Annotated in this window: 24 protein-coding genes; all 24 read right to left on the bottom strand. The window is 47.4% G+C overall.

Annotated elements, in window-relative coordinates; translation table 11 throughout:
- Nucleotides 1–4: 4 nt before the first annotated feature.
- Nucleotides 5–2629 (bottom strand): translation initiation factor IF-2, encoded by a 2625-nt coding sequence (gene infB, locus ADU23_RS22345; protein WP_053375760.1) that lies wholly within the window; start codon nt 2627–2629, stop codon nt 5–7.
- Nucleotides 2619–2951, bottom strand: coding sequence for a L7Ae/L30e/S12e/Gadd45 family ribosomal protein (locus ADU23_RS22340; protein ID WP_053375759.1), 333 nt, complete (start codon nt 2949–2951; stop codon nt 2619–2621). Before ADU23_RS22340 ends, infB begins: the two co-directional genes overlap by 11 nt.
- A complete protein-coding gene (gene rnpM, locus ADU23_RS22335) occupies nt 2938–3252 on the bottom strand; it encodes an RNase P modulator RnpM (protein ID WP_053375758.1) in 315 nt (104 codons plus the stop codon). Before rnpM ends, ADU23_RS22340 begins: the two co-directional genes overlap by 14 nt.
- 47 nt (nt 3253–3299) lie before the next feature.
- On the bottom strand, nt 3300–4397 hold the full coding sequence (nusA, locus tag ADU23_RS22330; RefSeq protein ID WP_053375757.1) for a transcription termination factor NusA: 1098 nt from the start codon (nt 4395–4397) through the stop codon (nt 3300–3302).
- 38 nt (nt 4398–4435) lie between these two features.
- Nucleotides 4436–4897, bottom strand: coding sequence for a ribosome maturation factor RimP (gene rimP, locus ADU23_RS22325; protein ID WP_053375756.1), 462 nt, complete (start codon nt 4895–4897; stop codon nt 4436–4438).
- Nucleotides 4898–5066: 169 nt separating this feature from the next.
- A complete protein-coding gene (locus tag ADU23_RS22320; RefSeq protein WP_053375755.1) occupies nt 5067–9374 on the bottom strand; it encodes a PolC-type DNA polymerase III in 4308 nt (1435 codons plus the stop codon).
- A 42-nt stretch (nt 9375–9416) separates the two neighbouring features.
- A complete protein-coding gene (gene proS / locus ADU23_RS22315; protein WP_053377775.1) occupies nt 9417–10865 on the bottom strand; it encodes a proline--tRNA ligase in 1449 nt (482 codons plus the stop codon).
- Between the two features lie 10 nt (nt 10866–10875).
- Nucleotides 10876–12150: an RIP metalloprotease RseP gene (gene rseP, locus ADU23_RS22310; RefSeq protein ID WP_053375754.1), complete on the bottom strand. Its 1275-nt coding sequence runs from the start codon at nt 12148–12150 to the stop codon at nt 10876–10878.
- A gap of 88 nt (nt 12151–12238) precedes the next feature.
- Complete coding sequence (locus ADU23_RS22305) at nt 12239–13378, bottom strand: 1-deoxy-D-xylulose-5-phosphate reductoisomerase (RefSeq protein WP_053375753.1); 1140 nt, start codon at nt 13376–13378, stop codon at nt 12239–12241.
- 18 nt (nt 13379–13396) lie between these two features.
- Nucleotides 13397–14191, bottom strand: coding sequence for a phosphatidate cytidylyltransferase (locus ADU23_RS22300; protein WP_053375752.1), 795 nt, complete (start codon nt 14189–14191; stop codon nt 13397–13399).
- Between the two features lie 27 nt (nt 14192–14218).
- Entirely contained in the window at nt 14219–14983 is a 765-nt protein-coding gene (locus ADU23_RS22295; protein WP_053375751.1) for an isoprenyl transferase, read from the bottom strand.
- A gap of 61 nt (nt 14984–15044) precedes the next feature.
- Nucleotides 15045–15599 carry a ribosome recycling factor gene (frr, locus tag ADU23_RS22290; RefSeq protein ID WP_053375750.1) on the bottom strand — a complete coding sequence of 185 codons (555 nt, stop codon included), beginning with the start codon at nt 15597–15599 and terminating at the stop codon, nt 15045–15047.
- Nucleotides 15599–16327, bottom strand: a complete 729-nt coding sequence (gene pyrH / locus ADU23_RS22285) for a UMP kinase (protein WP_053377774.1) — start codon at nt 16325–16327, stop codon at nt 15599–15601. Before pyrH ends, frr begins: the two co-directional genes overlap by 1 nt.
- A 103-nt stretch (nt 16328–16430) precedes the next feature.
- Nucleotides 16431–17081 carry a translation elongation factor Ts gene (gene tsf / locus ADU23_RS22280; RefSeq protein WP_053375749.1) on the bottom strand — a complete coding sequence of 217 codons (651 nt, stop codon included), beginning with the start codon at nt 17079–17081 and terminating at the stop codon, nt 16431–16433.
- Nucleotides 17082–17225: 144 nt separating this feature from the next.
- A complete protein-coding gene (rpsB, locus tag ADU23_RS22275) occupies nt 17226–17924 on the bottom strand; it encodes a 30S ribosomal protein S2 (protein WP_053375748.1) in 699 nt (232 codons plus the stop codon).
- Nucleotides 17925–18102: 178 nt separating this feature from the next.
- Nucleotides 18103–18678, bottom strand: coding sequence for a hypothetical protein (locus ADU23_RS22270; protein ID WP_053375747.1), 576 nt, complete (start codon nt 18676–18678; stop codon nt 18103–18105).
- The gene (locus ADU23_RS22265; RefSeq protein WP_053375746.1) at nt 18671–19234 is read right to left on the bottom strand and encodes a DUF6115 domain-containing protein; all 564 of its coding nucleotides are present in this window, start codon (nt 19232–19234) and stop codon (nt 18671–18673) included. The genes ADU23_RS22270 and ADU23_RS22265 overlap by 8 nt, the downstream gene beginning before the upstream one ends.
- Nucleotides 19235–19270: 36 nt before the next feature.
- Nucleotides 19271–19597: a hypothetical protein gene (locus ADU23_RS22260; RefSeq protein ID WP_053375745.1), complete on the bottom strand. Its 327-nt coding sequence runs from the start codon at nt 19595–19597 to the stop codon at nt 19271–19273.
- A 36-nt stretch (nt 19598–19633) separates the two neighbouring features.
- On the bottom strand, nt 19634–21040 hold the full coding sequence (locus ADU23_RS22255) for a DUF342 domain-containing protein (RefSeq protein WP_053375744.1): 1407 nt from the start codon (nt 21038–21040) through the stop codon (nt 19634–19636).
- A 15-nt stretch (nt 21041–21055) separates the two neighbouring features.
- On the bottom strand, nt 21056–21841 hold the full coding sequence (locus ADU23_RS22250) for a FliA/WhiG family RNA polymerase sigma factor (protein ID WP_053375743.1): 786 nt from the start codon (nt 21839–21841) through the stop codon (nt 21056–21058).
- 4 nt (nt 21842–21845) lie between these two features.
- A complete protein-coding gene (locus tag ADU23_RS22245; protein ID WP_053375742.1) occupies nt 21846–22283 on the bottom strand; it encodes a hypothetical protein in 438 nt (145 codons plus the stop codon).
- A 1-nt stretch (nt 22284) separates the two neighbouring features.
- Entirely contained in the window at nt 22285–22779 is a 495-nt protein-coding gene (locus tag ADU23_RS22240; protein ID WP_053375741.1) for a chemotaxis protein CheD, read from the bottom strand.
- The gene (locus ADU23_RS22235; protein ID WP_053375740.1) at nt 22776–23396 is read right to left on the bottom strand and encodes a chemotaxis protein CheC; all 621 of its coding nucleotides are present in this window, start codon (nt 23394–23396) and stop codon (nt 22776–22778) included. Before ADU23_RS22235 ends, ADU23_RS22240 begins: the two co-directional genes overlap by 4 nt.
- 3 nt (nt 23397–23399) lie before the next feature.
- Nucleotides 23400–23861 carry a chemotaxis protein CheW gene (locus ADU23_RS22230; RefSeq protein ID WP_053375739.1) on the bottom strand — a complete coding sequence of 154 codons (462 nt, stop codon included), beginning with the start codon at nt 23859–23861 and terminating at the stop codon, nt 23400–23402.
- Nucleotides 23862–23866: the final 5 nt, after the last annotated feature.

The raw sequence follows: 23866 nt of genomic DNA, 5'->3' as shown, positions 1-23866 counted from the left end.
ATAATCACCTCTCTACCGATTCCATGACAAACGCTTCGATCGTATCTCCTTCACGAACATCGTTGTAACGGTCAAGTGTAATACCGCACTCGTAGCCTTGTGCCACTTCTTTGGCATCATCCTTGAAGCGCTTGAGGGATTCGATCTTACCTGTGAAGACAACAATGCCGCCACGGATAAGACGAGCTTCTGCGTTACGAGTAATTTTGCCGGAAGTGATCATGCAGCCTGCAATTGCGCCAACCTTCGTAACTTTAAATACGTTACGAACCTCAGCGTGACCGATAACAACTTCTTTGAAGATTGGATCAAGCATGCCTTTCATCGCTTGTTCAATTTCATCGATAACATTGTAGATGACGCGGTGCATACGAACGTCAACTTTTTCTTGGGCAATGGTTGCTTCAGCTTGCGGATCTGGACGAACGTTAAATCCGATTACGATAGCGTTGGATGCCGAAGCCAAAATGATGTCGGATTCCGTAATCGCGCCTACACCGCTATGGATGATTTTTACGCGTACGCCTTCGATGTCGATTTTAGCAAGCGATCCTTTAAGTGCCTCAGAAGAGCCTTGAACGTCGGATTTAATAATAACGTTCAGGTCTTTAATTTCACCATCTTTGATATGGTTATACAGATCATCAAGCGTTACGCGTGTATTGGCACCCATATCCGATTGGCGCTGTTTAATGGAACGGCGGTCAGCGATCGCACGTGCTTTGCGCTCATCCTCGAATACCATGAACGGATCTCCGGCTTGCGGCACTTCCGTTAAACCAGTAATTTCTACCGGCGTAGAAGGACCTGCTTCTTTTAAACGGCGGCCTTTGTCATTCACCATTGCTCTGATACGGCCGAAACAGTTGCCTGCAACGAAAGCATCGCCGATTTTTAGCGTGCCATGTTGAACGAGAATACGTGCAACTGGACCTTTACCTTTATCAAGCTCAGCTTCAATTACTGTAGCGCGAGCGCGCTTGTTAGGGTTTGCTTTGTAGTCATTAACTTCTGCTACGAGCAAGATCATTTCAAGAAGGCCTTCAAGACCGATTCTTTGCTTAGCGGAAACTTCAACGAAAATGGTATCGCCGCCCCACTCTTCCGGAACCAGTTCATATTCAGTCATTTCTTGTTTGATTTTGTCCGCATTTGCTTCTGGCTTATCGATTTTGTTGACAGCAACGATAATGGGAACGCCGGCAGCTTTCGCATGGTTAATCGCTTCTACCGTTTGTGGCATAATGCCGTCATCGGCTGCTACGACGATAATCGTTATATCCGTTACCTGCGCACCGCGAGCACGCATAAGCGTAAACGCTTCGTGACCTGGCGTATCTAGGAACGTAATTTTTTTATGGTTAATTTCAACTTGGTAAGCACCGATGTGCTGCGTAATCCCGCCAGCTTCTCCGCCAGTTACGTTCGTTTTGCGAATCGCGTCAAGCAAAGTCGTTTTACCGTGGTCAACGTGACCCATGATTGTAACAACTGGAGGACGTGATACCAAATCTTCATCTTCGTCTGATTCTTCAACCGTCTCGAAGGAATCTTCCTCTACAGGAATTTTCACTTCAACCTCTACGCCGTAATCCGTAGCGATCAAATGGATAGCATCCATATCGATTTCTTGGTTGATTGTAGCCATAACGCCTAAGAAAATCAGTTTTTTGATAACTTCTGATGCATCCTTGTGAAGCAATTTAGCCAATTCGCCGACAGTCATTGTACCGCGAACGATAATCTTTTTAGGCGTATTGTCGATTTTCTCGCGCGGTGGTTGTTGTTGGAATTTGCCGCCGCGGCCTTTTTGGCCCCGGTTGTTATTTCCTCTGTAGCCGCCGCCTGGCTTGCCGTCTTCAAAACGCTTTTGGCCTGGTCTTGCATTTTTGTTGTCATTTCCGCGCGATTGCCCTTGAGCTGGCTTGGAATCAAAGCGGCTTTGTCCGGACGGTGCTGGACGGCTGCTGCTTGCAGCAGTGCTAGGACGGCTCGCTGAATTGCCTTGTCCGCCTTGTGCTGGACGATTTTGCCCTGAAGATGCCGGCCGGCTGCTTTGGCCGCCTTGGCCTTGACCTGGACGGCTTGAACCCGCGCTAGAGCTTGGGCGACTTCCTTGTCCGCCTTGCCCTTGGCTTGGGCGGCTTGCGTTGGAGCTTCCTTGTGAAGGACGGTTGTTGCTGGACTGTTGCGCAGGACGATTCGTTGATTGTTGTCCTGCTGGTCGTTGTTCGGTTTGGTTGGTTTGTGGTTTCGTATTAATAGAATTCATAGGCCCCTGTCTGTCTTGATTCGTATTTTTGTTTTCTTGTACGGGTGCAAGCTTTCGTTCCTGCTGCTGTTGCGGCTGCTGCGATTGCGGCCGGCTTGCGGAAGTTTGAGCGGAGGATACAGACACGCTTGTCGTTTCCTGTGCCCGTTTAGCTGCAGCATTTTGTTTAATATTCCGGAAAAATCCTTCGACCTTGTTTACCATCTCATTTTCCATGACACTCATATGGTTATTGACAGGTAAATCAAGTCGTTTAAGAATCGTAATGATTTCTTTGCTGCTCATATTAAGTGACTTGGCATACTCGTAAACGCGCAGCTTATCTTTATTGTCCTTGCTGTCTTGTTTATTGTCCAATATGATCCACCTCCGTATTATGGCTCAGATGACTCGCAATCATTTTTCCGAATTGCGCATCGGTTACCGCTAGTACAACCCGTTCTGGCTTACCAATCGCCTTTCCTAGTTGCTCACGGTCGAATGCTTCGGCGAGTTGTATTCCGTAGGTGTTGCATTTGTCACGAAATTTTTTCTTCGTATTTTCTGAAGCATCTCCTGCAAGGATCACGAGATGCACTTTTTTGTTTCTTACAGCCTTGAGAACAATCTCATCGCCTGTAATCAGCTTGCCTGCTCGCATAGCCATGCCCAGCTGTGATAAGCTCTTATTCTGCTTCATCGCTTATCAGCTCCTTGCCGGCGATAAACTGCTCCTCAACCGCTACAAAATCCTGCTCGAGCTGATCATAAATATGATCTCCAACATGCTGCTTCAGCGCTCGATCAAGTGCCTTGGATTTCTTTGCTAATTTAAAGCAGCTCACTTTACCGCACAAATACGCGCCGCGGCCCGCTTTTTTGCCTGTCAGGTCAATTTGCACCTCTTCGGCCGGTGTCCGCACAATCCGAATGAGTTCCTTCTTCGGCATCATCTCCTGACAAGCGACGCATTTGCGAAGCGGTACTTTTCTCGGTCTCATTGTACACCCCTCCTCTGCCAGCTGAATTGACGCTTTCCTAATAGAGATTAATCGATGGAAACCGAATCCTGGTGCATGATCGTCGTCAAAGATTTCGGACGGCCATACTCCTGCTCCGCTTGAGTCTCGCTTTTAATATCGATTTTCCAGCCTGTCAGCTTGGCAGCAAGCCTAGCATTCTGGCCTTTAATACCGATCGCGAGCGACAATTGGTAGTCTGGAACGATAACTCGTGCCATCTTCTCTTGTTCGAATACGATTACCTCTAGCACCTTGGATGGGCTAAGCGCATTCGCAACATATTCATCCACGCTTTCAGACCAACGAACGATATCGATTTTTTCGCCTTTAAGCTCGTTTACGATCGTCTGAACGCGCAGTCCCTTTTGCCCAACGCATGATCCGACTGGATCAACCTCGGAATTGCGGGAATGTACAGCAATTTTCGAGCGGAAGCCGGCTTCGCGCGCAACCGAGCGGATTTCCACGACGCCGTCATAGATTTCAGGAACTTCAAGCTCGAACAGTCTTTTTAATAGACCTGGATGCGTACGGGACAAGATGATTTGCGGACCCTTAGTCGTATTTTCGACTTTGGTGATATAAGACTTCACGCGGTCGCCATGCTTGAACTTATCGGTAGGCATTAGCTCTGTAAGCGGCAATACAGCCTCTACTTTGCCAAGGTCTACAAATAGATTGCGAACATCTTGACGCTGAACGATACCGTTAACGATATCTTCCTCTTTATCGATAAAAGCGTTATAGATCAATCCGCGCTCTGCTTCGCGAATACGCTGTGTTACGACCTGCTTCGCTGTTTGTGCAGCAATACGGCCGAAGTCGCGCGGCGTTACTTCAATATCCGCAATATCGTCCAGCTGATAATGAGGGTTGATTTCCCGTGATGCCTCTACTGTAATTTCGAGACGCGGGTCAAGCACCTCATCAACGACGGTCTTGCGGGCATATACTTTAATAACGCCAGTATGGCGGTTAATATCGACACGAACGTTTTGCGCTGTGTTGAAATTTCTTTTGTAGCTGGAGATAAGCGCTGCCTCAATGGCTTCCAGCAGGACATCCTTCGTAATGCCCTTGTCTCTTTCTATTTCCTGTAACGCTTCAATAAAATCCATGCTCATTGGACTGGATTTCCCCCTTTCAATATAAAAAACGAATATTAGAACACGATAGCGAGTCTAGCACTGGCTACCTTGACATAAGGAATGGTGTACTCCTTCTTGCCAGTACGTACAACCGCATTTTCCCCGTCAAATGAAAGTAGCAGCCCTTCAAATTCTTTAGCGCCGCTAATCGGTTCATATGTCGTTATGTAAACGTGTTTACCGATTGCTTTAACTACGTCCTCTTCCTTTTTAAGCGGTCTTTCTGCTCCCGGAGAAGATACTTCTAGAAAATAAGCGTCAGTTACCGGATCGTTCTTATCCAGCTGCTCGCTCATAAATTCGCTGATACGGCCGCAATCGTCGATATCGATGCCGCCTTCTTTATCCACGAATATACGAAGGAAATAATTGCTTCCCTCTTTGACATACTCAATATCAACTAGTTCAAATCCATTACTGCTGAGGTATGGTAGAACCATTTCCTGGACGGCAGCTTTGATTTTGGAAATACTCAAATTCAGTTGACCTCCTGTTTATACGCACTATGCCATTTTGCCAAATACAAAACGTAAAGAGTGGGTTTCCCCACTCTTCTGCATCAAAGTCTTTATCATCATCATTGCCAGAAAAATTATAACATAACCGCACTATAGTGACAAGAAATCTTTTCTAACAGCCCTCTTTCTAAAACAGGGAAAGCTGGTTGGATTCAGGCAATCCACGGAAGCATCCCATGTTGCCAAGCACCTCTACAATCGTCTTCGTCGCCTTCGATTTCATCTGGAAATCCTCGATCGACAAGTACTCGCCATCGTCTCTCGAAGCCGCAATATTGCGTGCCGCATTATCGCCGATACCTGCAATTGCAGCAAATGGCGGAATTAGCGAATCGCCGTCTACAAGGAACTTCGTCGCATCGGAGCGATAGAGGTCAATCGGCTTAAAGGAGAATCCGCGAGCTGTCATTTCAAGCGACATTTCCAGCTGGGATACCATGTTTTTCTCTTTAGGCAGCGCGTTAAACCCTTTTGCTTCAATTTCGATCAGCTTGCGCAAGATTGCATCGTACCCTTGGCACAGCAGTTCCAAATCAAAGTCGTCCGCGCGGACTGTAAAGTAAGTCGCATAGTATTCAATCGGATAATAAAGCTTGAAAAAGGCCGTCCGAACAGCGGAGATGACGTAGGCAGCAGCATGGGCTTTCGGGAACATATACTCGATGCGGAGGCAAGAATCGATATACCACTGAGGTACCTTGCACCGCTTCATCTCTTCGATCCACTCCGGCGTCAGACCTTTGCCTTTACGCACGCTCTCCGTAATTTTAAAAGCCAACCCCGCATCCATGCCCGCTTTGTAAATCAAGAAAAGCATAATGTCATCCCGGCAGCCGATTACGGTTTTAATGTTGCACGTTCCGTTCTTGATAAGCTCCTGCGCATTGCCGAGCCAAACGCCCGTACCATGCGACAGCCCGGAAATTTGCAGCAAATCGGCAAAGGAAGACGGCTGCGTTTCCTGAAGCATCTGCCGTACGAATTTGGTTCCCATCTCGGGAACGCCGTACGTCGCTACCGAGGAACGTATTTTCTCGCCCGGTATGTTGAGCGCATTCGTCGAGTTGAACATGCTCATCACTTTAGGATCGTTCATCGGAATGCTAGTTGGGTCAACGCCGGTCAAATCCTGCAGCATCCGCATCATCGTCGGATCATCATGACCGAGAATATCGAGCTTCAGCAAGTTTTCATCAAATGCATGGTAATCGAAGTGGGTCGTCTTCCACTCCGCATTGACATCATCTGCAGGAAATTGTACGGGCGTTATGTCTTCTACTTCAATATAATCGGGAACGACCACGATACCGCCTGGATGCTGGCCTGTGCTCCGCTTCACGCCGGTACACCCGCTCGCAAGCCTTGCTAGCTCCGCTCCGCGCCATTTTTTGCTATGCTCTTCCTCAAATTTCTTAGCGAAGCCATAAGCCGTTTTCTCGGCGACCGTACCGATTGTTCCTGCACGGAACACGCTCTTGTCGCCAAACAATACCTTCGTATAGTTATGGGCAATCGGTTGATAATCGCCCGAGAAGTTAAGATCGATATCGGGAACTTTATCGCCTTTAAAGCCAAGGAACGTCTCGAACGGGATATCCTGTCCTTCGCCCTTCATCGGCTTCTCGCATTTTGGACAAAGCTTATCAGGCAAATCGAATCCGCTCGGAATGCTTCCGTCCAAAAACCACTCGCTATGGCGGCAATCCGGATTTTTGCACAAGTAATGGGCTGGCAGCGGATTAACCTCAGATATGCCAAGAAAGGTCGCTACGACCGACGATCCAACCGATCCCCTTGAGCCGACCAAATAACCGTCCGCATTCGATTTTTTAACGAGCTTCTCCGATATCAAATAGTTGGCGGAAAATTTAAATTTAATGATCGGAATAAGTTCCTTCTCCAATCGGTCGATAACGACCTGAGGCAAATCCTCGCCATACATCGATTTTGCGGTGTCATAACAAGTGTTGCGTATTTCTTCGTCCGCTCCCTCGATGTTAGGCGCAAATAGGCCTGTCGGGAACATATCATACGGTTCAAAGCGTTCGGCAAGCTCCACCGTATTCGTAATGACGACTTCCTTCGCTCTTGCTTCACCGAGAAAAGCAAACTCCTCCAGCATTTCTTCCGTCGTGCGGAAATGAGCGTCTGGCTTGCGAATGCTCTTCAGCGGGCTAAAGCCCGTAATGCCGTGAATCGTAATATCCCGGTACATTTTGTCACGCGGATTCAAATAATGAACATTCCCCGTCGCGATGACCGGCTTGCCAAGCTCGTCTCCGATTTGGCAGATGCGGCGATGCGCCTGCTCAATCTCAGCCCGGCTGCCTACAAGACCTTTTTCAACTAAATGCATATAAAAATCGATCGGTTGAATCTCAAGAACGTCGTAGAAACGCGCAACCTCGAGCGCTTCCTCGTACGATTTGTTCAATACCGTCTCGAAAAACTCGCCCTTCTCACAACCGGATATAACGAGCAAGCCTTCACGGTGCTCGACGAGCTTCGTCTTAGGAATCGTCGCGACCCGTTTAAAATGCTGCGTATGCGATAACGAAATCAGCTTAAACAAGTTTTTCTTGCCGACTGCATTTAAGGCGTAAATATTGCTATGGAAAGGTCTGGAGTTCGATAAGTCAATGCCGACATAGTCGTTCAACTGATTCAGGTCCGTAATATTACGCTCCGCAGCATCCCCGATTAAGCCGTAAAGCACACCGCCAAGCGCAAGTGAATCGTCAACCGCGCGGTGATGGTTTTCAAGGCTGACCTTGTATTTATCCGCCAAAGTATTCAAACGGTGATTTTTGAGCGACGGAAAAATAAACCGAGCCAGCTCGAGCGTATCGAGTACCGGGTTTTTCACCTCAGGCATCCCAAACGCTTTGCAGTTCGCTTGAATGAAGCCGATATCGAACCGCGCATTATGCGCTACAAGAATATCGTCGCCAATAAACTCGATAAATTCACGAAGTTTCGGCTCAATCTCGGGCTGTCCTTTTACCATGTCATCATTGATATTGGTTAATTGCTGAATATGATAAGGTATCTTCTCATGCGGATCGATAAGCGTCGAGAAACGATCGATTTCTTTGCCGTCGCGCATCTTGACGCCTGCAAGCTCGATGATTTTGTTATTGATAACCGACAAACCTGTCGTCTCTATATCAAATACGATATAAGTCGCTGTCGCAAGCGGCTCCGGCCTCGACTGGAGCACCATTGGAACGGCATCGTTAACCACGTTGGCTTCTACGCCGAACAGCACTTTGATGCCATGTTTTTTGGCTGCTTTATTCGCATCGGGATAACATTGCACATTGCTATGATCGGTTACGGCAATTGCCTTATGTCCCCATTTGGCAGCCGTTTTGATATATACGTCAACCGGCGTTACCGCATCCATCGCGCTCATCGTTGTGTGGAGATGGAACTCGACGCGCTTCTCCTCCGCCTTGTCCGTACGATCTGGAGGTGACTTAACCTCATGCAAATCATTTGGCATCATCACTAGCTCCGGTTCCTGCATAAAGCGGTCATATTCGACCCGTCCGCGCGCTTTGACCCATTTGCCGTTGGCAAGCTGGCTTAATATTTTGACGTCGTCCTTTGTTTTGGCGAACATCTTCATCGCAATGGAATCCGAGAAATCAGTCACATTAAACGTAAAGAGCGTGCTTCCGTTGCGAAGCTCCTTCACGTCGAGGCCAAATACGGCGCCTTGGACCGTTATTTTCTTTTCTTCCTCGATGATATTCATTAGAGGCACGGGCTCTTCGCGGATATCATATCCGACGGCAAGCCTAATTTCAGCTTCATCAACAAGCTCCGATTCCGATTGCGAGTTAGCCATCAGCTCCTGCACGTACTCACGCTCTTCCTGCACGATCCGAAGGGCGTACTCGTCCAGTATTTCTTGCCGTGACTCGCTCATGATCATCTTCACCTTGCATGCGCGTTGAAAATATTGATTGTAAAAGCGGATGATTTCCTCATCCAACCGTTTTTTGCGAGCAAGCTCCAGCCCTGTGTTATCGAGCAACGATAGCGTAAGCACGTCACCTTCGACCGAAATGCTGGCTTTCTGAAGCCATCCGTTAACGGATGCGATCTCGCGCTGTGCCCACTCCATAAATAAACCCCAGTATTGCAAAACAATCGATTCGGTCTCGACAATAGGGTCGTATATGAAAATAAAAGAGACCGCAGCGATATGCTCGAACTTCATTCGAGCTGCTTGGCATAGGCCATTATAGGCCTGTAAAGGCACCATGGACGTTTTGCGTATGCAAAACGTCCATTCCCGATTGCTGTTGCTGACGATAACTTGATCGATGTAACCATCTTGAAAATAAGTTTGTATAAGTTCCTGCGGCAGCTCCGTTTGCTGTAAAAGCATTTCGAAACGCTGCCGCTTGTCCGCGGTTTGGCTCATAAAACTCCACTCCTTAAGATCCGAACCGAGCTTCTTCAGTTCTTAATAAGCACGTGCAAATACGACAGTATGTTTTGCTTCATCGCCGCAAACGAGACATGTGCTCTTATGCGTAGACGGTTCAAATGGGATATTCCGGCTTGTTGCTCCTGTTTCTTCTTTAACCTGCTTCTCGCAAGCAGCAGATCCGCACCAGCCAGCTTCTACGAAGCCGCGCTGCTCCTCGAGAAAACTTTTCATTTCATCAAGCGTATCCACCGAACGCGAGTTATCGATACGGAACTGCTTCGCGCGGTTGAACATTTCATGATGGGTTTCTTCCAGCATCGCTTCAACTTCAGCAACGAGATTCGCTTGTTGAACAACGCGCTTCTCTCCTGTAATGCGAGAAACGAGTACAACTTGTCCGTTTTCCATATCACGAGGTCCAAGCTCTAAACGAAGCGGAACGCCGCGCATCTCGTATTCGTTGAATTTCCAGCCTGGGCTAACGTCTGCACGGTCGTCTACACGCACGCGAACGCCTGCTTTTTTGAGCTCGGCATACAGCTCGTCTACACGGCCAACAACCTGCTCGCGCATTTTCGCCGGTCCGATTGGAATCATGATCACTTGGGTTGGAGCTACCTTAGGCGGCAGCGCCAGACCGCGATCATCGCCATGAACCATAATAAGCGCGCCGATCAGCCTTGTGCTTACGCCCCAAGAAGTCGTATGCGCGAATTGCAATGTATTTTCACGATCAAGGAATTTGATATCAAAAGCGACTGCAAACTTCGTGCCGAGGTAATGGGAGGTTCCAGCTTGAACAGCCTTGCCGTCCTTCATCATCGCTTCGATGGAGTACGTATCTACAGCACCCGCAAAACGCTCGGAAGGCGTCTTCTCGCCCTTGATAACCGGAATAGCGAGGAACTCTTCGACAAACTGAGTGTACACATCAAGCATCTGCATCGTCTCTTGACGAGCTTCCTCTTCCGTCTCATGAGCGGTATGGCCTTCCTGCCACAAAAACTCGCTTGTGCGCAGGAACGGCATCGTGCGCTTCTCCCAGCGGACTACGTTAGCCCACTGGTTAATAAGCAACGGAAGATCACGGTACGATTGAATCCACTTCGAATACATATGGCCAAACATCGTCTCCGATGTTGGACGAATAGCAAGCCGCTCTTCCAGCTTCTCGCCGGCAGCTTCCGTTACCCATGGCAGCTCCGGATTAAAGCCTTCCACGTGCTCCTTCTCTTTTTGAAAGAAGCTCTCTGGAATAAATAGCGGGAAATACGCATTGCGATGACCCGTTTCTTTAAAGCGACGGTCGAGGTCACGCTGAATATTTTCCCAAAGCTCATAACCCTCCGGACGGAACACGATACAGCCCCGCACCGGTGAGTAGTCCATAAGCTCGGCTTTTTTAATAACATCTATATACCATCTGGAGAAATCTTCGCTCTGCGGCGTAATTTCTGTAACAAACTGTTTATCTTTAGACATGAGCGACAACTTACTCCCCTCTTACCAATCGTAAAATATCATTATAGGTTACTACAAGCATCAGCAGCATAATGAGCGCGAAGCCCACAAAATGCACCATGCTTTCACGGTTTGGATCAATTGGCTTTCTTCTAACCGCTTCGATTCCGAGGAAAATGAGACGGCTGCCGTCCAGAGCCGGAATCGGAAGCAAATTGAATATGCCAAGATACAAGCTGAGCAAAGCGGTCCACGAAGTTAACTGCGCAATGCCTTGCTTCGCAATTTGGCTCGTTACCTCAGCGGTACGCACCGGTCCGCCAAGATCATCAAGCTTGAACTCTCCGAAAATAAGCTTCTTGAATCCTTCAAAGATGCTTATGGTCATATTTTTCATCAGCTTGCCCGCACCGGTAAACGTCTCTGAAAATGACGCAGGCCGTGTAGGCAATGCTGCGCTTATGCCCACCTTGCCTACCCCTGCTTCATTTGCTTCAGGCGTAATGACAATCTGCTGGGCTTTGCCGTCCCGAATGATGTCCATCTTGACTGGCACATTCGGTGATTTGCCGATAATCCCGATCATTTTATCGAAATCAGCGCCGATTTTGATTCCGTTAACCGCATCGATAACGTCGCCTTTTCTTAGGTCAACCTTATCGGCAGGCATGCCTTCCGAAATATCGCTGACAAGCAGCTTATCCGGCGATTCAACGGGAATTCCAACCATCTGAATATACGTCGCAAACAATACGAATGCGAGCACAAAATTCATGAGTGGACCTGCAAAAATCGCAAGCGCACGCTGCCGCACCGTCTTGCTGCCGAATTGTCTGTCGAGCGGCGCAATTTGCGTATCCTTGCCTTTGGCGATCATCAAAGCCTGTGGATGTACCGAGAAGCTCTCGTTCTCTCCTTCAACGTCTAGCGTTACAGAAAGGCTCTTCTCCAAATCAATTTTAACGATCTCGCCGCGAATAACGCCGCTTCTCTCGTCAAGACGATCTAAATACAAACGAGTAATTTGATTGTCCTTCAGCCGAACCGCTATCGTTTGGCCTGGTTGAACATCAACTATTTCAGGGTCCTCTCCTGCCATTCGAACAAATCCGCCTGCCGGCACCAGCCTAAGCGTATATCTAGTCTCGCCGCGTTTTACCGAAAAGAGCTTCGGCCCGAAGCCAATTGCAAATTCCCGAACCAATATGCCCGCACGTTTAGCGAAATAGTAATGACCCCATTCGTGGATCGTTACGATAACGAAAAAGACGAGTATAGTCAAAAAGACGACCTGAATCATGTGCATAAAGCTGAAGCCTCCTGTTCGTTACGGCCTGTACATAGATTATCATTATTCTCCCGTCCGATACAAGAGAACCGGAATTTGACCGATATTATACGGATTCTGCCAGCTGGCGCGCCCAAGCGTCCACTTCTGCAATCATTTGCAAGTCATTAATAGCAGACACCTCGTGACGTTCAACTACCGTCTCCAATATCCGCTCAATGTCCAAAAACGTAATTTCACCTTTCAAAAAGCGTGCCACTGCGACCTCGTTGGCTGCATTAAAGACAGATGGCGCGGATTCGCCCATACGGCCGCATGAAAAAGCAAGCCTTAAGCATGGGTATCTGTCAAAATCCATCTCACGGAAATTCAGCCTGCCGATTTGAGCTAGATTCAGCCTATTCGTTGGAGTAGCGTTCCGCTCCGGATAAGATAATGCGTATTGGATCGGCACGCGCATATCAGGCATCCCAAGCTGCGCGATGACGCTGTGATCGGAAAACTCCACATAAGAATGAATGATGCTCTCCGGATGAATAATGACATCTATCTGATCGTATGTAACGTCAAAAAGCCATTTTGCCTCAATGACCTCAAGACCTTTATTAACCATCGTCGCGGAATCAATCGTAATCTTTGCGCCCATTGACCAGTTCGGGTGATTAAGCGCCTCTGCGACGGTTACGCCTTCAAGCTCTTCCCTTGTCCGGTCACGAAAGGAACCGCCCGAGGCTGTCAGCGTAATTTGCTTGATCGATTTACGATCTTCGCCGTTCAAGCATTGAAAAATAGCAGAATGCTCGCTATCAATCGGGAAAATGCTTACGCCGCGCTGGCGTGCGCGCTCCATGACGATATGACCTGCAGTAACGAGTGTCTCTTTGTTGGCTAAACCGATCGTTCTGCCTGCGTCAATGGCTGCTAGTGTTGCAGGCAAGCCTCTGCTGCCCATAATTGCCGTTACAACGACGTTAGCGTCCACACCAGCCGCTACTTCGATAAGGCCTTCCTCGCCAAATACGACCTTCGTTCCTGCCGGCATATGAGGCCGTGCAGCGTCAGCGTCAGACTTGGAAGCCAAGCTGACGATTGACGGCTTGAATCGATTCGCCTGCTCGATAATCAGATCAACGTTAGCGCCAGCCGATAAGCCGACAACCGTGTAATGATCAGGATCATGGGCTATAATGTCCAGCGTTTGTGTTCCGATTGAGCCAGTTGAACCTAATATGCTTATTTTTTTCATGCCAAAAATCCTCCTGACTTATACGGGCAGCAGCTCGGTCAGCACCAACAGCGGAAATACGATCAGCCAGCTGTCGCATCGGTCAAGCACGCCGCCATGTCCCGGCAACAACGTGCCGGTATCCTTAATATCTCTGACCCTTTTATAGGCTGATTGAATCAAATCCCCAAATTGCCCTGCTACAGCGGCAACTAAGCCTATAAGCAGCGCTTTTGGCAAATCGATAAAACCAGGAATCGCCAAAGCGAAAACCGCAGACACGATTATGGAAAATAAAACGCCTCCCAGGGCGCCTTCAATCGTTTTATTTGGACTGATCGATGGCCAGAGCTTTGTTTTCCCAAAGGCTCGTCCCATAAAATAAGCGCCGATATCCGATGCCCAAATACAGCCAAAGGCCAAAAACGTCCATATTAAACCATGTTGCTCAATTTGACGTGCCTCGACCATAGCTGAAAAGCCATAGCCTACATATAAAGCGCCTAGCAACATAAGTGCGGCGCCGTCAATTGTAGTTTTATTTTTTGTAATTACGGTTATTGCAAGCAATAAGAAGGCAAGCACCCAAAGAATGGTTAACGGCGAAGGAATCGTTATTCCCCAATCTGACCAAGGAAGCACGAACAGTAGCACACCCGCATATCCGAGCAAAGAAGACGGATGCGACCATGCTACACCATTCATGCGCGCATATTCAGTAAAGCCGATAATTGCTAGTAATACGAGTAGACTAGTATATAGCCATCCGCCTACGATCGTAAGGCCGATGAACCCAGCACCTGCTACAACTCCGGTAATAATTCGTTGTCTCAATGAAAAGTCACACTCCGTTGCTTGAAGCTACAATCCACCATATCGACGTGCACGGCGCTGATATTCCAAAATCGCCTCTTGAAAATGCGCTTCCGTAAATTCCGGCCAGTACACATCCGTAAACCATAACTCACTGTAAGCTAGCTGCCACATCATAAAATTGCTTAGACGCAGCTCTCCGCTAGTACGAATGAGTAAATCCGGATCGGGCAATCCGCTTGTAAGCAATCGATCTGCCATCACTTTATCATCAATTTCATCAAGGGATAAACTCCCTTGCTGAACTTCTGAAGCGATACTTTTTATGGCTTCAAGCATTTCCTTACGGCTTCCGTAATTCAGAGCAAAATTCAAAACAAGTCCAGTATTGTTTGCAGTTTTCACAATCGCTTCTTCAACTGCGCTTATAGTAAATGATGGCAAATCCTCTTTATGGCCCATCATACGAACCTGTACGTTGTTTGCAATCAGCTCTTCTAATTCAATTTCAAGAAATTGCTGGGGCAGCTTCATGAGAAAATCCACTTCAGCTTTCGGTCTCTTCCAGTTTTCCGTTGAAAACGCATATAACGTCAAATACTTGACGCCTAACCGGTCTGCTGCAATTGTAATACGTTTGACCGCTTTCATGCCGGAATGATGACCTGCCATTCGTGGCAATCCACGATCTTTAGCCCAGCGACCATTCCCGTCCATTATAATCGCAACATGCTCAGGCACATTTTCTAAGGCCACAGAATCAGTCGGCTGTAAGGACGATTTGCCTAGTTTGGCCCAAAGTCGCTCGATCATCTTACTTCCTCCCAACCGAAATCAAAACCAAACCCCACCTAGCGGAGGGGCCCAGAGATTATTATACTTCCATAATTTCTTTTTCTTTAGCAACCAGCACTTTATCTACTTCTGCAATAAACTTGTCAGTTGCTTTTTGAATATCCTCTTGATGTCCACGCGACTCGTCTTCAGAGATCGTCGTTTTCTCAAGTTTTTTAATGCCATCGTTAGCGTCGCGGCGAATGTTGCGGATAGCTACCTTCGCTTCTTCACCAAACTTTTTCGAAGTTTTTACCAGATCAGCACGACGTTCCTCCGTTAGCGGCGGAATCGAAATGCGAATCGCTACGCCATCATTCGAAGGCGTAAGGCCAAGATCGGATTTCATAATCGCTTTTTCAATCGCCGAAATCGACGATTTGTCCCACGGTTGAATAAACAACGTGCGGGAGTCAGGAGTGTTTATGTTAGCCAGTTGGTTGACAGGCGTCATCGCTCCGTAATATTCCACTTGAATACGGTCCAGCAAAGAAGGGTTCGCTTTGCCAGCGCGCAAAGACGACAAATCACGTTTAAGCGCGGAGATCGCTTTATCCATACGTTCTTCTGCGTTTTTCTTCAGCTCTTGTGGCATTATTTCGCACTTCCTCTCACTATCGTTCCGATTTTCTCACCCAGTACGACGCGTTTAATATTCCCTTTCTCCGTAATTGCAAATACGATAAGCGGAATATTATTGTCCATGCAAAGTGAGGCTGCAGTTGAATCCATTACACCTAAATTGCGGTTTAACATGTCGAGGTATGTAAGCTCCTCAAATTTCTCAGCCGTGCTATCCTTAAATGGATCCGCAGAATATACGCCATCCACTTTATTTTTCGCCATTAGTATCACTTCTGCTTCAATCTCAGCTGCACGCAGCGCCGCTGTCGTGTCTGTTGAGAAGAACGGATTTCCTGTTCCAGCAGCAAAAATGACGACGCGACCCTTCTCCAAATGACGAATGGCACGACGTCTGATGTACGGTTCAGCGATTTGCTGCATCGCGATTGATGTTTGTACGCGAGTTGGCACATCGATTTGTTCCAATGCATCTTGAAGTGCGAGTGAATTCATCAGAGTAGCCAGCATACCCATATAATCGGCAGTTGCACGGTCGATCCCTTTTGCAGAACCGGCAATACCGCGCCAAATGTTGCCGCCGCCGACGACAATAGCGACTTCTATGCCAAGTGCAACAACTTCTTTCACCTGATCAGCAATCGAAGATATGACAGTTGCTTCAATGCCATAACCTTCCTGTCCAGACAATGATTCACCGCTAACTTTCAGAACGATACGTTTATACACAGGATGCTCCAACGTTAATACCTCCATCATGCACCTCATTAGATGAGGTCCCTCAAATATGTTCTAATCATACAAGCAGGCGGGGCGGACGCCCCGCCCCGCCTGTGCGTTCGGATTAATGTTTAACTTGTGCCATTACTTCTTCAACGAAATTGTCTACTTTTTTCTCTAGGCCTTCACCAAGCTCGTAACGAACGAAGCGACGGATGGAAATGTTTTCACCAATTTTGCTGATTTTTTCGTTAAGCAAAGTGGAGATCGTTTTGTCTGGGTCTTTAATGAACGATTGCTCAAGAAGACAGAACTCTTCGTAGTACTTCGAGATACGGCCTTCAACCATTTTCTCAACGATTTTTTCTGGTTTGCCTTCGTTAAGCGCTTGAGCTTTCAAAATTTCGCGCTCTTTTTCAAGCTCTTCGGAAGAAACCTCTTCACGGCTAACAAATTTAGGGTTAGCTGCTGCGATTTGCATAGCAACGTCTCTTGCAAACTCACGGAATTGATCCGTTTTTGCAACGAAGTCTGTTTCGCAGTTAACTTCAACGATTACGCCGATACGGCCGCCAGCGTGAATGTACGATTCAACTACGCCTTCAGTTGCGATACGGCCTGCTTTGTTAGCTGCAGCTGCCAAACCTTTTTCACGAAGGAACGCAATCGCTTTTTCGATATCGTTGTTTGTTTCGTCCAAAGCTTTCTTGCAATCGAGCATCCCTGCCCCAGTTCTTTCCCGTAGTTCTTTTACCGCGCTAGCACTAACTGCCATTGTAAGCCCTCCTATAAATTATACGAAGCCTATGTAGCCCCGTAATGATATACTGTTGGTTCTAGTCATTTACATTCGAAAAAAGGGCAGTGAGAGGTTTATCACCATCTGACCACCCTTTGTTGACTAACTAAAGCCTCTAAATTAAGCCGTTGTTTGTTCGCCTTGGTTAGCTTCAACGATTGCATCAGCCATTTTCGACGTCAACAACTTAACGGCACGAATTGCATCATCGTTACCTGGAATTACGTAGTCGATTTCGTCTGGATCACAGTTCGTATCAACGATACCAACGATTGGGATACCAAGTTTGCGAGCTTCTGCAACAGCAATGCGCTCTTTGCGTGGGTCAATGATGAACAACGCGCTTGGCAAACCTTTCATTCCTTTGATACCGCCAAGGAATTTTTCCAAACGGTCTTTTTCTTTGCGAAGAATGATAACTTCTTTCTTCGGAAGAACTTCGAAAGTGCCGTCCTCTTCCCACTTCTCAAGCTGTTTCAAACGGTCGATACGTTTTTGAATCGTTTGGAAGTTAGTCAAAGTTCCGCCGAGCCAACGTTGGTTGATGTAGAAGTTGCCGCAACGTTCTGCTTCTTCTTTCACGGAATCTTGTGCTTGTTTTTTTGTACCTACGAACAGCATAGTGCCGCCGTCTGCAGCGATCGATTTAACAAAGTTGTATGCTTCATCAACTTTCTTAACCGTTTTTTGCAAATCGATAATGTAAATCCCGTTTCTTTCTGTGAAGATATAACGATCCATCTTCGGGTTCCAACGACGAGTCTGATGACCGAAGTGTACCCCAGCTTCTAGTAGCTGTTTCATGGAAATAACCGCCATTTCTTCAACACCTCCTATAATGGTTTTTTTAGTGCTCCTCCGCTAGTCGCATCTTTCACCAAAACTTCCGCCGGGCGGAAGCACCGTTTGGCAAAATTGACCTGCGTGCGTTTTTAACACCGTGAATTAATATACCATAAATATATATCTCGTGCAACAATGATTCTGAAAAGATAGGTTAACCTGCTTTTTTGCTAGAAGTAATCGCATCAGCTTCTTTTTTCGTAATCGGCTCACCCGTTACAACTACAATCGCTTCAGCTACCGTCATCTTCTCTTGAAACAGAAAATAACCGGCGCGTACCAGTTTTTTTGATTTCTTCATCTGGCTAATAAACGCCGTTTTGTTGTCTATAATGTGATTAGCGGCGAGCAGCTCTGCTGTTTTGGTTAAGTTTGATCCCGCCTCGATCCGAATGACATGCTTAACTGCCGCTTCTTCCTTTACGGGCTCCGCGGTAGGAGAGGGAGCATCCATAGTAGCAGCAGGCTGCTCTTCTTTGGCTGGCTCGGTTTTAGGCTCCGCCTGCGTCTTTGTTCCCGCCTTCGCTTCTTGGTCAAGCTTAAACGAGTCGCGTTCAGCCTCAAGTAATGCGTCGACCTCCACTTGCGTGTAGAGCTTCCCGCTTGGCTCCGTGCCCATTTGACCTAGCTTTTGCCTGCTCTGCTCGCCTGAGAGCATGAGCTGGAATAATAATGCGCCTATAATGATGCCAGCACCGAGACCGATCAAAAATAAGCGGTTTTTAAGCATGAGCGGCCTCCTCCTGCTTCGCGAGCTGAATAATGAGCTGTACCTCTCCCTTATTCATGCCAAGCTTCTTGGAGATCATTTCAATGGATTTGCCTTGTTCATAAAGTGAAAAAAGCTCCGCATAACGGGAATGAATCGTATTTGCGCGTGGAGCTTCCTCTTCAACTGGCTCTGGGAGCTTCGCAAAAGCTGCTTCGCTTTTGCCCGCATCAATCGAAAGAGGCTGAGGAGAAGCAGTCTGAAGCGTAATTGTTGCGGTAGCAGATCGCGCCATTTGCAGCTGCTCTGCAAGCTGCTCACACTTTCTCTCTAGCTCCGCAATCCTTTGCTCCTGACGCTCCGCATCAACCTTTGTCTCTTGCTGTGCATCTCTAACCAACTGAACAAGCTCTTCATTATCCTTCTCCATGTTCTCCATGAACTGCTCCAGCGCCGTTTCCATGTTTTGCATCGATTGCGAAGGAAGCGAATGATCCTGCTTCTTTCTCGGCATTACAAAGGCGCCAACAATGACAACCGCTCCGAGTAATACAATATATTGCAAGTATGGCTGCATCGTTCATAGCCTGCCTTTCTAATGTTCGCCTAAATCTTATAGCTTTATATCGAGCCTATGCCCTTTAAAGGGGTGGGTTGGAGGATGCTCCTGCTCGCTTTCCGCAGCACCTATTTCTGAACGTTTACGCCTGCCCTGCTGGTTCGCATCTTCCTGCCGGCCATCTTTCTCGCTGCGTACGTTAAGGCCGTTCGTTTGCTCTACCGCCGAATTTTTCCCTCTGGCAAGCTCCGTATCTTTCGTAGTCTGGGCAGCCAGCATATTTTGATCCGCTACAGGTTTATGAATCGCTTGTCCATGCATGCCGCTAAATTCCTGCGTGCGCGGAACCGACATTTGCAAATCCATTGATTTGAAAGTCATTGCAGCTTCCCCCTTTGCGCAATTCATTTGCAGCCGTTACTTTGTGTAAGGAACTAAGACGATATCCCCCTCCGAATATCGGAAGGAAACGCGCTGCGAAGAATCTTTGACGAATTTGGTGTATCTGCCAATTACAATTTTTGTGCCGCCAAACACGATGTTGCTGACATCGACTCTCGAACGATCAGTATCCTCAAGCGATTTCTCGATAGCAAGAATTCGGCTTTTCGTTTGATCGTTCTCGAGCAGCGTTTGACGTTTCGTTGCCGTCAATTTAATGCGAAGCGCCATCTTCTCCGGCGAAAGGTTGCCTGTAGCCGCCAGCTGATCCAAAATGGTCAATGCTTTCTCCGACTTGTCCAAGCTTTCCATATTCTGTTTGAGCCGTCCTCTAAGCTCAAGCAGCTCCGTACGATATTCCGGCTTAACGCCTACCTCAATCGTTGTTGCGGTTGACATGGAATTGCCGACCGTTCGTGCGCTTACCAAATCGCCCGCTTGCACGATGCCGCCCACGATCAATCCCTTGGCGCCGGAGCATATGACATTTCTGCCAGCCTTTACATGCGAGTGCATGATGCTCTGGGATACGAGCACCTCTTCTCCGGCGATGACATTGCCTTCTTGAATGAAGGAGCTGCGAACATTATGCCCTGCCTTAACGAAACCTTTGTTGCTGCCAAGGATGCCGCCTGTAATTTCAACAGAGCCATCTGATTCGATTTCTGCTCCTTCAACGCCGCCGATTACACGGATATCGCCAGATGCCTTAACGCGAAAGCCGCTGAGCACGTTGCCCCTGATAACGACAGTGCCGACAAAATCAATATTTCCAACGCTGTAGTCAACGTCGCCGTTCACTTCATACACCGGGAAAACATTAATTTTCTCTTTTTCCGTCAGCGAAATAAGGCCGTCAATCGCACTGTACATAGCCGTTTGCTCGTCATTTAGCACGACATTTTTGCCGACCTTAAATCTTACATGCTTCCCAAGCTTAGAGGGAATCTCTTCTCCCGTTACCGTTTGGCCGGATGGTCCAGGCTGTGGATCAAATCGTTCTGCAATCAGTTGACCCCGTTTAACATTTTTTAGCTGGACGACTTCTTTGAAGTCGACCTTTCCGTCTTCCAGCTCGGCAGGAGCGCTGTTTCTTTTCTCCATGTCATAAACTAAACGTATGAAACCATCCTTGCCCGGTACGGGCGAAACGCCTTGCGCAATCAAAGTCTGATCCTTATAGTACGCAAGCGGATTGGTTCCAATTTGATTCAGAACCTCAGTCCGCAAGCCAAAGACGACCCCTTTGCTTCGTGCATAACGTTCTAGATCATTGCCGCTGCATCCAAACTCATCCGTTATCCGACTAAATGTCAAGAAGGCAGATAGTTTATCGGCTGAGATCTGGATGCTAAGGTATGAGTCTAATTGTAGATTATCCACCTTTTCCCCTCCTTCCTAATGTTGCATGAGTTGATCTTTATGCTTAGCCAAAGCTCCCCGCAATCGCAAAATAGCTTTCGAGTGGAGCTGGGAAATTCTCGAAGGTGACAGTGACATTACTTCAGCAATTTCACTTAATGATAATTCCTCGTAGTAAAACAGAGAAACGACGGTGCGTTCCTTTTCCGTGAGACGCTCAATTCCTTTAACTAGCGATTCCTTTAAGTAAAACTCGTGTACCTTGTGATCTGGATTTTTTGCTTTGTCATCTACTAACAATGACATTCTGGTCTCCGATTCCTCTTCTCGAATGGGATCCTCTAACGAACATATCGTCGTAACTGCGATATCTTGAAGCATATTCGTAAATTCTTTCTCCGACACATCCAGGTAACGGCTAATCTCAGCATCGGTAACGGTGCGCAAATACTGCTGCTCCAGATGCTGATAGGCTTCTTCCACTCGCTTCGCTTTTTCCCTTACGGAGCGAGGCACCCAGTCGCCTTGCCGCAAACCATCAATAATAGCGCCGCGAATGCGCCAAGAAGCATAAGTCTCGAATTGCAAGCCGCGGCAATAATCAAATTTTTCGATGGCATCGATAAGCCCCATAACGCCGTTGCTTGCCAAATCATCCTTAATGACGTTTTTCGGAAGACCAATCGCCATACGATTTGTAACATAATCAACAAGCGGCAAATATTGCTCAATCAGCTTTTTCTTTGCTTCCAGCTCGCCCTGTTCTCTCCATGCTTGCCACATCTGCAAGTTTGTCAGATGAGGGGTTTTCTGCTCAATCATCGACTCACTCTCCTGTCAGGTGACGAATGGCTTTGACCAATTCTTCAGGCTGTGTATTTTTAGTAGATAACAATTGAGGTGGAGTAAGCGGTCGAAATCCAGTTGCTTCATTAGATTGTGCATCAGCAGAGGAGTTCGCCGCGCCATCCATCAGCTGCGATTTTAACAATTGGTTAATGTCCGCAGACTCGTCCGGGGTTTGCATGTCAAGCTGTGTGCCCTTGCTCTCATCGTCCTCGATCTGCTCGCCTACTAGAGTAGGGGGCTGAAGAATGTATGCCAATATTGCACGTACTGCATACGCAAGAACAAAAAAAGCGATGAAAGCATACATGCTTCTAAGCAGCATTACAGAAATCGGATTGTTTCCGATCGAGAAAGCTACCGTAAGCACGGTGCCGAAAACTCCAAATACGACATTCCATCGCCATGTTCCTAGCATATCAAATCTCCTTTGTACCAAACTGCACGCTTCTTATATTTAACATTCCATTATCACTATTAAACTCTATCGTGCGTCCAAAGCTGCCACCCGTGTCTTGCGAAATAATCGGAATTTTAAATCTTAGCAGCATCGCCGTGCAGGATTCTACGTTGCGGGGACCGATTCTTAATGAATCGGTATGTCCGGACATAGCAAACATTTGTGCTCCGCCTGCCATCTTTGCTCTCATTCTCTCAACGTAAGCACCGGCTGCTATCATTCGGTCCAACAGCTCGGGAATGGCGGTATCGGCATATTTAGCCAAGTTTATTTTGGTCTCGCGGGCAATCTCTGAAGACGGCAGCATCACATGTGCCATACCGGCGATTTTTCGGATCGGGTCATACAACGTGAGACCTACACATGATCCTAAGCCGGTCGTTTTGAGTATCGCTCCATCTGTTGCAATATTTAAATCAGCCATGCCTACTTTGACCAAGTTTTGTTGTATCATTCGGTAACGACTCCCAAAGCCCTAAATATTTTTTCAAACGACTCTGGGTCAGGTATAAGGAAAAAATGTCCTTCTAGCGATTGACAATCTTCCAAAAACGTCGTTTCGATAAGTAGGGCCGAGTCTCCCATCTCTCCGTATTGCATGAGACCGTAGCTTAGTACGGCTCCTGCCATATCAACTGCTATGGCAGGAACGGATGGGGCCATCGTTAAATGGGTAAAGTCTGCAAGCGAGGATAGATATGAGCCTGCCAAAATGTTGCCGATCTCGCAAAGCGCAGACAGCTCCATCTCAGAATAGCTCTCCTGCTCTTCAATATTCATCGCCAGCAGCTGGCGTAAAATCCGCTTAGCCGATGCTTCTTCTATAATGAAAAACATATTGCCAGGCGCTTCGCCTTCCACCCGAAGGAATACGGCAATGACGATTTGTTCAGAACCGCCAACTCGCTCCGCGATTTCTTCAAAGGGCAGCAGGCTTACTTTTGGAACAGCCATATCAACGGGTTTGTCCAACAAGCGCGATAGCGCAGTCGCAGCGTTTCCTGCACCGATATTGCCGACTTCTTTTAATACATCCAGCTCAAACGCTTCTAAACGATTGAATAAACTCACTCGTTATACCTCTAGCTGCTCTAACTGAATGATTTCGCTCTTGTTCAATACCTCGGACAAATTCAGCATGATGAGAAGTCGACCTTCACCAAGCTTAGCAATGCCTCTTAAGTATTTAGCTTTAATGCCTCCAACAATTTCAGGCGGCAAATCAATCGTGTCGGTATCGATATCAATAACGTCATTCGCGGAATCTACGATAAAGCCAACCTCGAGATCTGCTACTGCTACAACGATAATTCTTGAATTTTCGGTTGCAGTCGTCTCTGATAGGTTAAAACGGCCGCGCAGGTCAATTACGGGAACGACCACGCCGCGCAGATTAATAACCCCTTTAATAAACGTTGCTGTTTTTGGGACGCGTGTAATTGGAGATAATCTTTCGATCGTGCGAACCTTATCTACTTCAATTCCGTACTCTTCGTTGCCTAATGCGAACACGATAACCTTTAATTCTTCTCCCATCGTAA

The organism is Paenibacillus sp. FJAT-27812 (assembly GCF_001273905.1).
Lineage (GTDB): Bacteria > Bacillota > Bacilli > Paenibacillales > Paenibacillaceae > Pristimantibacillus.
Note: the sequence above shows the minus strand (reverse complement) of the source record. Positions and strands in the feature narration are given on the sequence as shown.

Bases quoted from the DNA above. Each gene is read 5' to 3' on its own strand.
- ADU23_RS22340 (WP_053375759.1), bottom strand. From the start codon at position 2,951: ATGAAGCAGAATAAGAGCTTATCACAGCTGGGCATGGCTATGCGAGCA.
- rnpM (WP_053375758.1), bottom strand. From the start codon at position 3,252: ATGAGACCGAGAAAAGTACCGCTTCGCAAATGCGTCGCTTGTCAGGAG.
- nusA (WP_053375757.1), bottom strand. From the start codon at position 4,397: ATGAGCATGGATTTTATTGAAGCGTTACAGGAAATAGAAAGAGACAAG.
- ADU23_RS22320 (WP_053375755.1), bottom strand. From the start codon at position 9,374: ATGAGCCAAACCGCGGACAAGCGGCAGCGTTTCGAAATGCTTTTACAG.
- proS (WP_053377775.1), bottom strand. From the start codon at position 10,865: ATGTCTAAAGATAAACAGTTTGTTACAGAAATTACGCCGCAGAGCGAA.
- rseP (WP_053375754.1), bottom strand. From the start codon at position 12,150: ATGCACATGATTCAGGTCGTCTTTTTGACTATACTCGTCTTTTTCGTT.
- ADU23_RS22305 (WP_053375753.1), bottom strand. From the start codon at position 13,378: ATGAAAAAAATAAGCATATTAGGTTCAACTGGCTCAATCGGAACACAA.
- ADU23_RS22295 (WP_053375751.1), bottom strand. From the start codon at position 14,983: ATGATCGAGCGACTTTGGGCCAAACTAGGCAAATCGTCCTTACAGCCG.
- frr (WP_053375750.1), bottom strand. From the start codon at position 15,599: ATGCCACAAGAGCTGAAGAAAAACGCAGAAGAACGTATGGATAAAGCG.
- tsf (WP_053375749.1), bottom strand. From the start codon at position 17,081: ATGGCAGTTAGTGCTAGCGCGGTAAAAGAACTACGGGAAAGAACTGGG.
- rpsB (WP_053375748.1), bottom strand. From the start codon at position 17,924: ATGGCGGTTATTTCCATGAAACAGCTACTAGAAGCTGGGGTACACTTC.
- ADU23_RS22270 (WP_053375747.1), bottom strand. From the start codon at position 18,678: ATGCTTAAAAACCGCTTATTTTTGATCGGTCTCGGTGCTGGCATCATT.
- ADU23_RS22265 (WP_053375746.1), bottom strand. From the start codon at position 19,234: ATGCAGCCATACTTGCAATATATTGTATTACTCGGAGCGGTTGTCATT.
- ADU23_RS22260 (WP_053375745.1), bottom strand. From the start codon at position 19,597: ATGACTTTCAAATCAATGGATTTGCAAATGTCGGTTCCGCGCACGCAG.
- ADU23_RS22250 (WP_053375743.1), bottom strand. From the start codon at position 21,841: ATGATTGAGCAGAAAACCCCTCATCTGACAAACTTGCAGATGTGGCAA.
- ADU23_RS22245 (WP_053375742.1), bottom strand. From the start codon at position 22,283: ATGCTAGGAACATGGCGATGGAATGTCGTATTTGGAGTTTTCGGCACC.
- ADU23_RS22240 (WP_053375741.1), bottom strand. From the start codon at position 22,779: ATGATACAACAAAACTTGGTCAAAGTAGGCATGGCTGATTTAAATATT.
- ADU23_RS22230 (WP_053375739.1), bottom strand. From the start codon at position 23,861: ATGGGAGAAGAATTAAAGGTTATCGTGTTCGCATTAGGCAACGAAGAG.